We start from the raw sequence: 14,521 nt of genomic DNA, 5'->3' as shown, positions 1-14,521 counted from the left end.
CCATGGATCGCCCTTTCCAGGGAGGTTTCCGGCAAGATATCGGGAATGTTGCGACCCAGCACACCGATCTCAGAGTCAAAAAACCGACCGTACGGAACACTACACATCAGGTGCATATTAAAGCCCGGTTCAAAAGTTAATGACGCCTTCTACACATGCGACCAGCGTTCACTCAAACCGCGCAGCACTGTACCACTCTTCTACCGTAAGTCAATTGTGCAACCATCGTGCCATCATGTGAACAATGGTTATTGAGTAATCATTCCACCACATTCACAGAATCATGGAACGGACAGGTTACGCGCCCTTTCGTTTCATATTGAAATCATAGTTTCAAAATGATACAAAATTTAAACCATAAGCCCACATTCACAGAGGTGATCATTATGCTGTCCGACCCCTTCTCCCCGTCGCAACTCATCACCCGGGACCCCCAATACGGGTTCCCCCTCTTCGGCCCCAGCCGTGTCCTGGGCGTCAGCATCGCCACCCTGGAACGGTTTTACCGGGACTTCACCGAAATGGTGGACAAAAAAACCCGCCGACGCATTGCCGAAAACCTGGGCTACGAAGTCGGCCTGGGCCAGGCCACAACCCTGTCCGGGCTCTGCGCCTTTTCATCGGCCTCGGAGCACCTGCACGCAGGGAGCAGGCTTCGGAACTTCACCGGCTACTGTAACGAACGCATCACCTCCCTGGACATCACCCCCGAGGGAAAGCTGGTGCGATTCAGCGGCCGGTGGGCCGGATCCTTTGAAACCGCCATCTACCTCAAAACAAACAGCCGCAAAAACAGGGGACATGCCAGCCGGCCGGTGTGCCTGGCCCTGTGCGCCATCCTCAGCGGATATGCCTCGGCGGTGTTCGGAGAGAAAATTGTGGTGAGGGAAACGGCCTGCCAGGCCATGGGAACAGCGGAATGCCACTTTGAAGGAAAACCGGCGACGGCATGGGACCACGGCGAAGCCCCGCCGTACATGGATGATGAGGGCGACCACGCCCTGGAGAGCAACATCACCAAGCTGAGGGAAATCCTGGGCCTTGAAAATCGCCCGGCCGCGGCCCCGCCCTTTTTCGCAACAGCCGACCCGGTGTGCAGGGATCCGGGCTTTCGGGCCGTGCTGGACCGCACCGACAAGGTGGCCCCCACCGATGCCACGGTCCTTATCTTAGGGGAGAGCGGATCGGGCAAGGAGGTTGTGGCCCGCCGAATCCACGCCGGATCCCGCCGCAGCAATGCCCCCTTCCTGGCCATCAACTGCGCGGCCCTGCCCCCGGAGCTCCTGGAATCCGAACTCTTCGGCCACGTGCGCGGAGCCTTTACCGGCGCGGAGAAAACAAAAAAAGGGCTCTTTGTCTCCGCAGGGGAGGGCACAATCTTTCTGGACGAAATCGGAGACATGCCCCTGCCCGTCCAGGGCAAACTCCTGCGCGCCCTGCAGGAAAGAGAAGTACGCCCGGTGGGCGGCCTGGAGGATATCCCCGTCAAGGCCCGCATCGTCGCCGCCACCAACCGGGACCTGGCCGCCATGGCCCGAGAAGGCTCCTTTCGCCAGGACCTCTACTACCGGTTGTCGGTCTTTCCCATCACCCTGCCCTCACTGGCCCAGCGCAAAGAGGATATCCTCCCCCTGGCCCACGCCGTCTTGAAAAAACGGGCTCCGGATCACCCGGGGTTCTCCTCAGCCGCAGAAAAAGCCCTGCAAGGCCACACCTGGCCCGGTAACGTCCGCGAACTCGAAAACTGGGTGGAACACGGCCTGATCCTCGCCGGCAACACCCCCATCGACACCGATCACCTCCCGGAAGCCCGGCACACCACACCCTCCGGCGACAGCATCGACGGCGACCTTCCCAGCCTGGAAGACCTCACCCACCGCTACATCCACAAGGTCCTGGCCCACACCAACGGCAACAAAAAAGAGACCGCCGGCATCCTGGGCATCGGCACGGCAACCCTGTGGCGACACCTTAAAAAGGAAACGATGGGGGGCTAAGGGCTAAGGGCTAAGGGCTAAGGGCTAAGGGCTAAGGGCTAAGGGCTAAGGGCTAAGGGCTAAGGGCTAAGGGCTTATAGGTGCCTGAAAAACGGATGTCAAGCCCACGATTCGGCACCTCGTCACTCTTTCTAATGATGCCTCCGGCGGCCCTGCCGGGGGCCAAACTTTTGCCAATTAGATGTCTTGGGTTTGACAAACAGGTTTTGCTCAATTTCACAAAAATCTTCGCGAAAGCTCTTCCCCTGAGGAACGAAGGGGGAGGGCTTTCGCAACCTGGGGTCCAGGGGATTTATTCCCTGGCCGCCGGAGGCACGCTTTCAACTGGGGCAGGTTGCTTCCCAGGGTTCCCGTTCGTCGGCCCGGGAGAAGATCTCCCGGTACTGGATGGCTTCGGCCACGTGGGGGGTATCGATGGCATCGGCGCCTTCGAGGTCGGCGATGGTACGGGCCATTTTCAGGCAGCGCATCCAGGCTCGGGCTGAAAGGCCCAGGCGTTTCACCGCGGCTTCAAGCAGGTCCCGGGAGTCCGGGCCCACCTGGCAGAAGGCTCTTACCTCGCGGCTTCCCATCTGGCCGTTGAACCGGACGGAAAGGTCTTTGAACCGGTGTGATTGCCGGGCCACGGCGGCCACCACCCGGGCCCGCACCGCGGCCGACGGCTCTGCCCCGGCCTGTTTCCGTCCGGAGAGTTCGTCAAAGGAGACGGCGGGCACCTCCACATGGAGGTCAATGCGGTCCAGTAAGGGGCCGGAGATGCGTTCCTGGTATCGTTCCACCTGCACGGAGGAGCAGCGGCATTCCCGGCCGGGGTGGGTGGCATACCCGCAGGGACAGGGGTTCATGGCACAGACAAGGAGGGTGTCGCTGGGGTAGGTAACCTTGATGCGGGCCCGGGCGATGTGGACATCCCCATCTTCCAGGGGCTGTCTCAGGACATCCAGGACCCGTTTCTTGAACTCGGGGAGTTCATCTAAAAACAGCACCCCGTTGTGGGCGAGGCTCACCTCCCCGGGCATGGGGTTCTGTCCTCCGCCGATGAGACCCGCATCGGAGATGGTGTGGTGGGGCGAGCGCACCGGGCGAATGGTGACCAGGGGCGTGCTTCTGTCCAGAAGGCCCGCTGCGGAGTGGACCCGGGTGGTCTCCAGGGCCTCATCAAAGGAGAGGGTGGGCAAGATGGAGGGCAGGGCGCGGGCAAGCATGGTTTTTCCGGATCCCGGAGGCCCGTTCATCAGGAGGTTGTGGCGCCCTGCCGCCGCGATCTCAAGGGCCCGCTTGGCATGATGCTGGCCCACGATATCTGAAAAATCCACAGGGCAGCTGCCGGCACCGGGCTCCAGCCCGTCAAAGGGCGGCTCCGGCACCAGGGGATGGATGCCCTTAAAAAACCCCACGGCCTCGGAGAGGCTTCCCACGGCAAAGACCCTGATGCCCCGCACCACCGAGGCCTCGACGCCGTTGTCCCTGGGGACCATCACCGCGTTCATCCCACGACGCCCGGCCTCCATGGCCATGGCCAGGACGCCTCGCACCGGCTTGACACGTCCGTCCAGGGCCAGCTCTCCGCAGATCAAAAAGCCCGATGCCGCGCCCTGGGGCACCATGCCCGTTGCCGTGAGAACCCCTAAGGCCACGGGCAGGTCAAAGCCCGTGCCCTCCTTGCGCATGTCGGCAGGGGCCAGGTTGACGGTGATGCGATCCCTGGGAAACTGAAAACCGGAATTGGTCACCGCCGCCTTGACCCGCTCCCGGCTCTCCCGTACGGCGGTCTCGGCAAGCCCCACCGTGGTAAAGGCCGGAAGTCCGCGGGCGATATCCACCTCCACATCCACCACCCGGGCTTCCACCCCCACCAGTGCACTGCTGAAAACCCTGGCCAGCACGCCCCCTCCTTTTCACCCCCCAGGGAGCCCCGGGGCTCCGGGATGACAATGGCTTTGATATTTCATGGTATTTGATATATAAACCCACTAAGTTGAGATTTTTCCGAATAATCAGGGGCCACGGACCACGGCACCCACATCCACCCGCGTGTGTCGACTTTACGAGTGATACCACGCACAGACAGACGGCCCTCACAGGGCATAGGATGTCGACACGCCTGATGCGTTTATCGGACAAACCCATCACACCACCATGCACAAACGATTTGGATACTTCGGGAAAAACTCTCAAGGGACACTGAAACGATCGGACACGATCAAAACGACGATATCGGGCGGCCTTTATCAGGCCCCCGCAGACGATACGGTGATGACAATTTACATGAATCAACGCACCTTAGCAAAACCTTTTTCATGCTCGGGAACCGGCGTCCACTCCGGTGTTCGGGTCAACCTGACCGTCCATCCGGCCCCCGCCAATCACGGCATTCGGTTCCAGCGCAGCGACCTCCCCGACAGCCCCACCATCCGGGCCCTGTTCCGAAACGTCGTGGACACGAGCCTTGCCACGGTCATCGGCCAGGAGGGCGCCATTGTCTCCACCATCGAACACCTCATGGCCACCTTTGCAGGCCTTGCCATCGACAACGCCCTGGTGACCATCGACGGGTATGAGATGCCCATCATGGACGGCAGCGCCCGCGTGTTTGCCCAAGGCATCATGGAAGCAGGCATTGTGGCGCTGGACAAGCCCCGGAGCTTTCTGGCCATCACCAAAAAAGTGGAGCTCTGCGAGGGGGACAAGCGGGTAACCGCCGTGCCGTGCGACCACTTCTCCATCACCTGCGGCATCGCCTTCAATCACCCCATGATCAACGAACAGAGCGTCACCCTGGACTCCCGGGACAACACCTTCCTCACCGACATCAGCCCGGCCCGCACCTTCGGGTTCTACCGGGACATCAAGATGCTCAAGCTTTACGGGCTGGGGCGGGGCGCGGAGCTGGACACCGGCATCGCCCTCACCGACGACGGCATCATGAACGAAGGGGGCCTGAGGTTCCCCGATGAGTTTGCCCGCCATAAGCTCCTGGACTGCCTGGGTGATTTTTCCCTTCTGGGGATGCCGATCCTTGCCCATATCACCACCAATAAGTCCGGACACGCTTTTAACCACGCTTTCCTGGAGACCCTCTTCGAACACAAGGACTCCTGGGAGACACGCACGGTGGAAGCCGACGCCCTATGAAAAGCCGACTCTCAACGCTTGCCGTCTGTGTGGTGCTCCTGATTCTCCTCCTTGCCGCAGCCGCAGGGGCTGCGTCCCAGGACCCGCGGCTTGCAAGCCTCACCATCACCAACACCCGGGACCACCTGCTCCTTTACACCGAGCTGGAGGGGGCCTTTGTGGAAAAGGTGGAAACCGCCGTCCAGAGCGGGGTGGAGACCACGGTCTCCTACGACATCGACATCTTTGAACAGAAGCGGTTCTGGTTTGACAAGCGCATCGCCTCCATCCGGGCCGAACACCGGGTCAAGTTCGACGCCATGAAAAAAGTCTACACCATCACCCGCTCCTGGGCCGAGCCCCAGAGCCTCACCACCGAAAACTACGAGGAGGCCAAGCAGGTCATGAGCCGCCTGGAAGGGCTGCGCGCGGCCGCCCTCACCGACCTGACACGCGGGGAAGCCTACCAGGTCCGGGCCAGGGCCCGCCTGGAAGAGTTCACCCTGCCCGTTTACCTGAAGTTCATCGGCCTCTTTGCCGATCTGGACGCCTTTGAAACCGACTGGCGACACGCCGCCTTCGTCTATTAAGAGGTGGCCATGACCCCACCCCTTGACACGCCCCCCACCGAGCCTTCCCAGAAAACCGGTTCCTCCCCCGGCCGGATGCCCATGGACCTGTCCATGAAGCGCCCCTCGGCCGAGGCGGAAAAAAAGCGCCAGAAGCGGGAGTTTCTCTTCATTGGCCTTCTTGTCGTGACCGTGGGGCTCATCTCCTACGCCATCAGCAAGGCGTCAAACTACGGCGCCAACTTCCCCATCTCCAACACCCTGTTGATGTTCATCCTCATCAACATCAACATGATGCTGCTGCTGACCCTGATCATCCTGGTCTTCCGCAACCTGGCCAAGGCCTACTTCGACAGACGGAAAAAGACCATGGGCTCCAAGCTCCGGGTGAAGCTCGTCATCGCCTTCATCACCCTGACCCTGGTGCCCACGGTGGTGCTCTTTTACTTTTCCATGCAGTTCATCTCCACCAGCATCGCCTACTGGTTCAACGCCCCGGTGGAACAGGCCCTTGAAAACTCCCTGTCCATCGGGCGGGAGCTTTACACCCACATCGAAAAAAACAACGCCTTCTTCCTGGATCGCATCGCCTACCAGCTGGACAAAAAATACCTGAGCTCCAGCAAAAAAAGCGCCCTGTCCAATTACATCGTGGTGAGCCAGCGCGCCTTCAACTTAGACGCCATCGAGGTCTACGGCAAAAACACCGAGCGCCTCACCTTCTCCATCTCTTCGGATACCGCCCCCACCACCCTCAACCTCATCGCCGCCGGGGAACTCCAGAAAGCTGCGCAGTCCAAGGGGATCCACACCCTCATCGAAGAGAGCGGGGGCCAGGAACTCATCCGCAGCATCGCCACCGTCCCCTTCCGGGCCGATCGCCAGAACGCACGAGCCTACGTGGTGATCACCATCCGGGTCTCCAGGGAGCTGGTGGGCAACATCTCTTCGGTAACCCGGGGCTTTGAGGAGTATCAGCAGATCAAGCTGATGAAAAAGCCCATCCGCACCACCTATTTCATCGCCCTGTCCATTGTGGCCCTGCTGGTGCTCTTCTGCGCCATCTGGTTTGCCTTTTACCTGGCCCGCTCCATCACCATCCCCATCATGGAACTTGCCAAGGGCACGCGGCGCGTGGCCGAAGGGGACCTCTCATTTCACATCGACGTGGTGGCAAACGACGAGATCGGAAGCCTGGTGGTGGACTTCAACAAGATGACCCGTGACCTTGGGATCAGCCGGGAACAGCTGGCCCTGTCCGCCCGCATGCTTAAAGAGCAGAACCTGGAGATCGAAGAGCAGCGACAGTACATGGAGATTGTCCTGCAGAGCGTCTCGGCCGGGGTCATCTCCCTGGACCCGTCGGGCCATGTGGCCACCATCAACAAGTCTGCCGAGCGCATGCTGCAGGTCAAGAGCAAGCATGTGATCCGCCACCACTACACCGAACTCCTGGGGGGCCAGGAGAGCCAGACCGCCAAGGAGATCTCGGAAAAACTGGAAAACTCCGGCAACGGCATCAACTTTCCCGTCTCCCTTGCCATCAGCGGCAAGCCCCGGAGCTTCAACGTCCACTCCACCACCCTCCGGGACGACAACGGTAACCCCATGGGCCTGGTCATCGTCTTTGACGACATGACGGAGCTGGAAAAGATCCAGCGCCTTGCGGCCTGGAGAGAGGTGGCCAGGCGCATCGCCCACGAGGTCAAAAACCCCCTGACCCCCATCGCCCTGTCGGCCGAGCGCCTCAAGCGCCGCTACTCCAAGGTGGTGGCCGAGCCGGTTTTCGACGAGTGCACCCGCACCATCATCGAACACGTGGACCTCATCCGCAACCTGGTGAACTCCTTTGCCTCTTTTGCCCGCTTCCCCACCGCCAACCCCGAGCCCTGTGAGCTGCCCCCCATCGTGGAAGACTGCCTGGTGCTCTACCGGGAAGGCCTCCCCGATATTGAGTTTACAGTTGAGTTTGTAAATGATATTCCCCTTTTGAATCTCGACCGTCAGTTGATCAAGCAGGCCCTCATCAACCTGATCGAAAACGCCGTGGCGGCTGTTCGGGGCCGGGGGCGAATCGCCCTTTCCCTTTCGTACAACAGCCTCAAACAGGTGGTCACCCTGGAGGTGGCCGACTCCGGAACCGGCATCCCCGATCCCGTCAAAGCCCGGCTCTTTGAGCCCTACTTTTCGACCAAAAAATCCGGGACCGGCCTGGGCCTTGCCATCGTCAACTCCATTGTTTCCGACCATAACGCCGAAATCCGGGTGCTGGACAACGATCCCACCGGCACCCGCTTCGTCATTGAATTCCCGGTACAGGCCCCGGCCTGATCCCGGCTTCGGCTCACCAAGAGCCCGCCCAAGGAGAACACCTTATGTTTCCAACCCTGCTTATTGTGGATGACGAACAGCCCATCCTCCATTCCCTTGAGGGGCTGCTCTCCGACGAGGGATTTAACGTCCTGACAGCCCCCAACGGCTATGAGTGCCTGAAGACCATCGATGCCGAGCACCCCGACCTGGTGCTGCTGGACATCTGGATGCCGGGCCTGGACGGCATTGAAACCCTGCGGGAGATCAAGAAGTCCCACCCGGACATTCCCGTTATCATGATCTCCGGCCACGGCACCATCGACACGGCGGTCACCGCCACCAAGTACGGGGCCTTCAGCTTCATCGAAAAGCCCATCAGCATCGACAAGGTCATCGTGGCCATCAACAACGCCCTGAACTTTCGCAAGCTGGAAGAGGAGAACCGCTTCCTGCGGACCCGCATGATCGCCAAAAACGCCATCGACGGATCCAGCCCCCCCATCCTTGCCCTGAAGCAGCAGATCATCGCGGCCGCCCCCACCGAAGCCCCCATCCTCATCACCGGGGAGAACGGCACCGGCAAGGAGCTTGCCGCCCGCACCATCCATCAGTTCAGCACCCATTCAGAGAGCCCTTTAATCACGGTCAACTGCGCGGCCATCCCGGAAGCCCTTTTTGAAAGCGAGCTCCTCGGCCACGAAAAAGGCGCCTTTGAAGGGGCCAAGGCCAAGCACATCGGCCGCTTTGAGCTGGCCGACGGGGGCACCCTCTTTTTCAACGAGATCGGGGACATGACCCTGGCCAACCAGGGCAAGCTGCTCCAGGTCATCGAAGAGAAACGCTTCTGCCGCCTGGGCGGAAGCCGGGTCATCGACGTCAACGTGCGCATCATCGCCGCCACCAACAAGGACCTGAGAAAAGAGATCGAAGAGGGTCGCTTCAGGGAAGACCTCTACTTCCGCCTCAACGGCGTGCCCCTGGAGATGCCCCCCTTGCGCAACCGGATAGAGGACCTCCCCCTGCTTGTGGGGCGCTTTACCCAGGAGTGGTGCAAAGCCTCCGAATCCGAGCCCAAAGCCTTTGAACAGGACGCCATGGAAGCCCTGGCCGACCACAACTGGCCCGGCAATGTGCGGGAGCTGAAGAACCTTGTGGAGCGCCTGCTCATCACCGTCAACAAAGAGACCGTCGCCCTGGCCGATCTTCCCACGCCCTACCGCGCCCCGGAGGCCAGAGAGAGCGCGGACAGCCTCTCTGAGCTGGCCGATATCGCCGACTTCCGGGAGGCCAAAGAGGCCTTTGAGCGGGAGTACATCAAAAGGCGCCTCGCAGAGTGCGACAACGACACGGCGGCAGCAGCCAAAAGCCTGGGCGTCAGCAAGGGCCACATCACCAAAATTCTCAAATCGTAAGGGCATCAGGCATCATCCATGCGCATCATTGGCGGAGAACGACGCAAGAAAAAACTCCTGGCCGTCCCAGGCATGGCCACCCGGCCCACGGCGGACCGGGTCAAGGAGACCCTCTTCAACATCATCCAGAACCACATCCGGGGGGCCTTTGTCCTGGATCTCTTCTCGGGCACCGGGGCCCTGGGCCTCGAAGCCCTGAGCCGGGGGGCGGACCATTGCCTCTTTGTGGACAACCAGCGCCAGGCCCTGGAGACCTGCCGAAAGAACATCGCCGCCTGCGGCTTTGAGGAGAGAAGCACCGTCACAAAGTGGGACATCGCCCGCAACCTGGGCTGCCTCTCCCGCTACCCCGCCCGGCTGGACCTGGTGTTCATGGACCCCCCTTATCGCAAGGGCCTGGCCGACCTGGCCCTGGCCCACCTCATCCAAGCCGGGGCCCTGGCCCCGGAAGGGCTTGTGGTGGTGGAACACGCCGCAGACGAGTCACCGGCGGCGCCCGACGGCCTGGCCCTCACCGAGACCCGGCACTACGGCTCCACAGCCCTCTCCTTCCTCTCTCCCCTGTAAGGGAGCCCCGAAAAATGCGGGCCCTCCGGCTCGCCCCGGGCAACTCCCCTTAATTCATGGGGTTCCCGTCACCTGCTGCCGCGGCATTCACTGCCGCGGTGGCGGAACCGGTAACCGGCCTTCGCCCTCCAGCCCTCTAACATATGCAATTTCCGATGAAAAAGGTTGTTCACCCTCTTTTTTTTGTGTTAGAGCTTCTCTGACATTGGGCCCACTGTTCATTCAGCGAAAAAGGATCTGACACCATGGAAACAATCGCCGTTTACCCCGGTTCCTTCGACCCCCTCACCAATGGCCACATCGATCTTGTGGAACGTGGATTGAAAATCTTCGACAAAGTGGTCATTGTGACCCTCAACAACCGGGCAAAAAAACCCCTCTTTTCCGTGGAGGAGCGCCTGTCCATGATCCGGGACTGTTTTCAGGGAATGGATTCCGTGGAGGTGGATGCCTTTGACGGGCTGGTGGTGGATTACGCCCGAAAGCGAAACGCCAACGCCATCCTGCGCGGGATGCGGGCGGTTTCGGACTTCGAGAACGAATTTCAGATGGCCATGTTCAACCGGCGGCTCAACCGCGATGTGCAGACGGTCTTTCTCATGACCGGCATGCGCTGGATCTTCACCAGCTCCTCCGGCATCAAGGAAGTGGCAAGCTTCGGCGGGGACGTCTCCGGCATGGTGCCCCCCTCCATCGAGAAAAAGCTCAAAGATAAATTTCACCAGGCATACAGCAAGGGTTAACGGGCATGGATTTCTGGCAACTGACCATATTCTGCAAGGTGGTGGAGCTCAAGAGCTTCTCCCGTGCAGCCGAAGCGATCTACCTCTCCCAACCCACGGTGAGCAGCCACATCAAGGACCTGGAGGAGCACTGCGGATTCCGCCTCCTGGACCGCCTGGGCAAAGAGGTGCTGCCCACCAAGGCAGGGACCCTGCTCTTCAGCTACGCCAAGCGCCTGCTGGCCCTGCGGGACGAGGCCGAGACCGCCCTCTCCCAGTTCCGGGGTGTCACCAAAGGCTCCCTGACCCTGGGCGGAAGCACCATCCCCGGCGGATACATCCTGCCTGAAATCATCGGCCGGTTTGCCAAGGCCCACCCCGAAGTCCAGGTCTCCCTCATCATCCGGGACACCCGGGACATTGCCGACGGTATCTTGAACGGTGACGTGGAGCTGGCCGTCACAGGGGCGCCCCTTTCGGACCCGGCCATCTTTCAGGAGCCCCTTTTCGAAGACGACATGCGCCTCATCGTCCCCGCCGATCACCCCTGGGCCAAACGAAAAAGCATCCCCGTGGAGATGCTGAAAACCGAACCCTTTGTCACCCGGGAAAAGGGCTCCGGTACCCTGAAGTCCCTGGACCAGAGTCTCTCCGACGCCGGATTCAACCCGTCTGACCTGAAAATCGCCGCCCGCATGGGCAACACCGTCTCCGTGTGCGAGGCTGTCAAGTGCGGGGTGGGGGTCTCCATCCTCTCCACGCGGGCCGTGGAGCGGGACATCCAGGCCGGCCTTTTGTCCGCCATCGCCATCGAAGGGGTGAACCTCAAGCGCTCCTTCTACCTCACCCGCCACAAGAAGCGCACCCCCTCCCCCCTGGCAGACGCCTTTGCCGCCTTTCTCAAGAAAACAAGTTAAAAGCGAGCCTCCGGCGGCGAGGTGAGCCACCTCGAAAGCTGATAGCCCTTGCGCTTCGCCCCTCGTTCCTCGGGCCAAAGCACAAGGGCCTTCGACTCCGGCTTTGCCCGACATAAACGCCGATGGTTTATGCGAGCTGGCTCACAAGCTTCGACGTAACAGGGTATGGTGTTGCGACTTGTCCAATGTGGATCTATCCGCACTGCCTCCGGCGGCCAGGTGGGACCAAGAACAGAATACCCCCGTGGTTTAACCTTTGTTCCTCGGGTTAAGACACGGGGGCATTGGTAATGCATCGATATCGCTTGCAGCGATGGGTTCCGTTCATGCAGGCGCTGAAAGGTTTCAAGCTGCCCCCAGCGCGCGCCCTACATCACGTGGGCAATAAGAACAAACCCGCCCACGAGAAGGACGGTGAAGGCGGTAACCACCAGGTTGAAGTACTTGTCGATAAAGGCTTTGATGGTGGGGCCGAAGAGGTAGATGAGCCCGGCCACCAGACAAAAGCGACCGGCCCTGCCCACGGCGGAGGCAAGGACAAAGATGGGAAAATTGATGGAGAAGAGCCCTGCGGCGATGGTGAACACCTTGTAGGGAATGGGTGTAAACCCGGCGATAAAAACCACCCAGGCGTCCCAGGTGTTGTAGAGGTGTTCCACCCGGGCGAACTTGTCGGCAAAGCCGAAGAGGGCCACGATGCGGTCCCCGATGGCGGCCATGAACTGCCAGCCGATGAGGTACCCGAGCATACCCCCCAGCACTGAGCCTGCGGTGCAGATCAGGGCAAACCGAAAGGCCTTTTTGTGGGCGCCCACGGCCAGGGCAACGAGGAGGACGTCCGGGGGAATGGGAAAAAAGGACGATTCGGCAAAGGCGATGAGGAAAAGGGCCCAGCTCCCGTAGGGGGACTCCGACCAGCTCAGCACCCAGTCGTAAAGACGACGCATAATCTGCATCGGTTGTTACTCCTTCCAGCCGAATTCCCCGATGAGGGGAACAAATCGGCACTTGCCCATGTTTTCGTGCACCAGCTCATTGCCCGCACGCGTGATGCGAAGCAGGTCCTGGGTATCGGCGCCCCCCACCGGCATGACGAGCCGTCCGCCGTCCGCCAGCTGATCGGTGAGGTGAGTCGGGATCTCCGGGGCCCCTGCCGTCACGATGATGGCGTCAAAGGGGGCCTCTTCGGGCCAGCCCGTGGTGCCGTCTGAAAACCGGGGTACGATGTTGAAATAGCGCAGGGTGTCAAACACCTTCCGCGCCCTCATATACAGGGTATGGATCCGCTCGATGGTATACACGCGATAGACCAGCCGGGACAAAATCGCCGCCTGGTAGCCGGATCCGGTGCCCAGTTCCAGGACCCGGTCATCCGGTGACAGGCCCAGGGCCTGGGTCATCTCGGAAACAATGAAAGGCTGCGATATGGTCTGCCTCTCTCCGATGGGGAGGGGAAAGTCTCCGTAGGCCCGATCCATGAGGGCCTCGCTCACAAAAAGGTGACGGGGCACCTCCCCCATGACCTTCAGCACGCGGGGATCGCTGATGCCGCGCCCGGCGATCTGACGCTTGACCATCTCCTCCCGCTGGCGTGCGTATTTTCTCTCCAACACATCCATGCCCATCCCTTCCAACCCTTGCTTGATGAAAATATCGTAATGCAGTGAACACAGGCAGTACCGGGCCTTGATCTTGCCTACGACCTCTCCGTCAGTCTACTAGAAATTTCGTCTGGGCTGTGTATAGCACAACTTATTAACGAATAGTATTGGAAATACTGCTTTTTTTTCTGTAAAATGGGGGATCTTTTCACCCGCAAAAGGCAAGACGCTAAAGGTGATTTTCCTTTAAACACAGGATGTTGCAACACCAAACATCCGACTGTCAACGACAGGGGCGGATCCATTGGAAGGGCTCAAGCAGGTCGCTATTTCGGTCATTCTCCTGATGCTCATCATCACGGTGGGCATCGGTGGGTTTATGACCATCGAAGGGTGGGGCATCACCGATGCCGCCTACATGACCCTGATTACCATCACCACCGTGGGTTTCGGAGAAATACACCCCCTCTCCCCCGTCGGTCGGCACTTCACCATGGTCATCATTGTCCTCGGGACCAGTTTTTTCATTTACGTGGGCGGATCCGTGGTCCAGTTCATGGTGGAGGGCCAGATTCAAACCCTCATGGGGAGGCGAAAATTGGACAAGAAAATCACCCGTCTGAAAGACCACCACATCATCTGCGGCTACGGCCGCATCGGCCGTGTCCTCTACCACCAGCTCATGGCCACCACCCCCATGGACATCGTGGTCATCGAGAAATCACCGGAGCTGGTGCCCCACATGGAAGCGGACGGCGCCCTGTACATCTCCGGGGATGCCGCCCTGGAAGAGAACCTCATCCGGGCGGGCATCAAAAAAGCGTCCTGCCTGGTGGCGGCCCTGGCAACAGATACGGACAACGTCTTTCTCGTGCTCACGGCCCGGCAGCTCAACCCGGAGATCTTCATCATGGCCCGCTGCTGCTACAAAGAGTCCCGGTCCAAGCTCATCACGGCCGGGGCCAACATGGTGGAGTCCCCCTACGATATGGGGGCCGCCAACATGGCCCTGAAGCTGCTCCGCCCCACGGTGACCAACTTTCTGGAACTGGCGCTCCAGGACCGCAACAAGGACATCCAGATGGAGGAGATCGTCATCCACGACGATTCCGAGCTGGTCAATGTGATGCTTCAGGATTCGGGCATCCGGCAACGGTTCGACCTGATTATCATCGCCATCAAAACCCCGGAGGGCACCATGCTCTTCAACCCCTCCTTTGAAACCGTCCTCAAGCCTGGAGACACGGTGATCGCCGTGGGCAAACGAACAAGCCTGACAGGCTTGCAGGCTGCACTCCAGCCTTGAGGA

General features: G+C 60.4%; 12 protein-coding genes. 9 read left to right on the top strand and 3 right to left on the bottom strand.

Annotated features, from left to right (window positions below; all coding sequences use genetic code 11):
• Positions 1-386 precede the first annotated feature (386 nt).
• A complete protein-coding gene (locus MSL71_RS08710; RefSeq protein ID WP_180138852.1) occupies positions 387-1,997 on the top strand; it encodes a sigma 54-interacting transcriptional regulator in 1,611 nt (536 codons plus the stop codon).
• A gap of 320 nt (positions 1,998-2,317) precedes the next feature.
• Here MSL71_RS08710 and MSL71_RS08705 read toward each other — a convergent pair whose 3' ends face one another.
• Entirely contained in the window at positions 2,318-3,883 is a 1,566-nt protein-coding gene (locus MSL71_RS08705) for a YifB family Mg chelatase-like AAA ATPase (protein WP_180138849.1), read from the bottom strand.
• Positions 3,884-4,265: 382 nt separating this feature from the next.
• Here MSL71_RS08705 and lpxC point away from each other — a divergent pair, with 382 nt between their 5' ends.
• From lpxC to MSL71_RS08670, 7 genes are all read left to right on the top strand, one after another.
• On the top strand, positions 4,266-5,132 hold the full coding sequence (lpxC, locus tag MSL71_RS08700) for a UDP-3-O-acyl-N-acetylglucosamine deacetylase (RefSeq protein WP_246317749.1): 867 nt from the start codon (positions 4,266-4,268) through the stop codon (positions 5,130-5,132).
• A complete protein-coding gene (locus MSL71_RS08695; protein ID WP_180138846.1) occupies positions 5,129-5,701 on the top strand; it encodes a DUF4390 domain-containing protein in 573 nt (190 codons plus the stop codon). Before lpxC ends, MSL71_RS08695 begins: the two co-directional genes overlap by 4 nt.
• Positions 5,702-5,710: 9 nt before the next feature.
• Positions 5,711-8,011 (top strand): ATP-binding protein, encoded by a 2,301-nt coding sequence (locus MSL71_RS08690; protein ID WP_246317748.1) that lies wholly within the window; start codon positions 5,711-5,713, stop codon positions 8,009-8,011.
• 44 nt (positions 8,012-8,055) lie between these two features.
• Positions 8,056-9,405: a sigma-54-dependent transcriptional regulator gene (locus MSL71_RS08685; protein WP_180138844.1), complete on the top strand. Its 1,350-nt coding sequence runs from the start codon at positions 8,056-8,058 to the stop codon at positions 9,403-9,405.
• A gap of 18 nt (positions 9,406-9,423) precedes the next feature.
• Positions 9,424-9,972, top strand: a complete 549-nt coding sequence (rsmD, locus tag MSL71_RS08680; RefSeq protein ID WP_180138842.1) for a 16S rRNA (guanine(966)-N(2))-methyltransferase RsmD — start codon at positions 9,424-9,426, stop codon at positions 9,970-9,972.
• A 245-nt stretch (positions 9,973-10,217) separates the two neighbouring features.
• Positions 10,218-10,715, top strand: coding sequence for a pantetheine-phosphate adenylyltransferase (gene coaD, locus MSL71_RS08675; protein WP_180138840.1), 498 nt, complete (start codon positions 10,218-10,220; stop codon positions 10,713-10,715).
• Between the two features lie 5 nt (positions 10,716-10,720).
• Positions 10,721-11,611: a selenium metabolism-associated LysR family transcriptional regulator gene (locus tag MSL71_RS08670; RefSeq protein WP_180138838.1), complete on the top strand. Its 891-nt coding sequence runs from the start codon at positions 10,721-10,723 to the stop codon at positions 11,609-11,611.
• Between the two features lie 368 nt (positions 11,612-11,979).
• Here MSL71_RS08670 and MSL71_RS08665 read toward each other — a convergent pair whose 3' ends face one another.
• On the bottom strand, positions 11,980-12,567 hold the full coding sequence (locus tag MSL71_RS08665; RefSeq protein ID WP_180138836.1) for a YqaA family protein: 588 nt from the start codon (positions 12,565-12,567) through the stop codon (positions 11,980-11,982).
• A 6-nt stretch (positions 12,568-12,573) separates the two neighbouring features.
• A complete protein-coding gene (locus MSL71_RS08660) occupies positions 12,574-13,236 on the bottom strand; it encodes a protein-L-isoaspartate(D-aspartate) O-methyltransferase (protein ID WP_425484403.1) in 663 nt (220 codons plus the stop codon).
• 322 nt (positions 13,237-13,558) lie between these two features.
• Here MSL71_RS08660 and MSL71_RS08655 point away from each other — a divergent pair, with 322 nt between their 5' ends.
• Positions 13,559-14,518, top strand: a complete 960-nt coding sequence (locus tag MSL71_RS08655; RefSeq protein ID WP_180138832.1) for a potassium channel family protein — start codon at positions 13,559-13,561, stop codon at positions 14,516-14,518.
• Positions 14,519-14,521: the final 3 nt, after the last annotated feature.

Source organism: Desulfoluna butyratoxydans (genome assembly GCF_900699765.1).
GTDB lineage: Bacteria > Desulfobacterota > Desulfobacteria > Desulfobacterales > Desulfolunaceae > Desulfoluna > Desulfoluna butyratoxydans.
The sequence above is the reverse complement of the archived record's forward strand: the minus strand, read 5'-3'. Positions and strand labels throughout refer to the sequence as shown.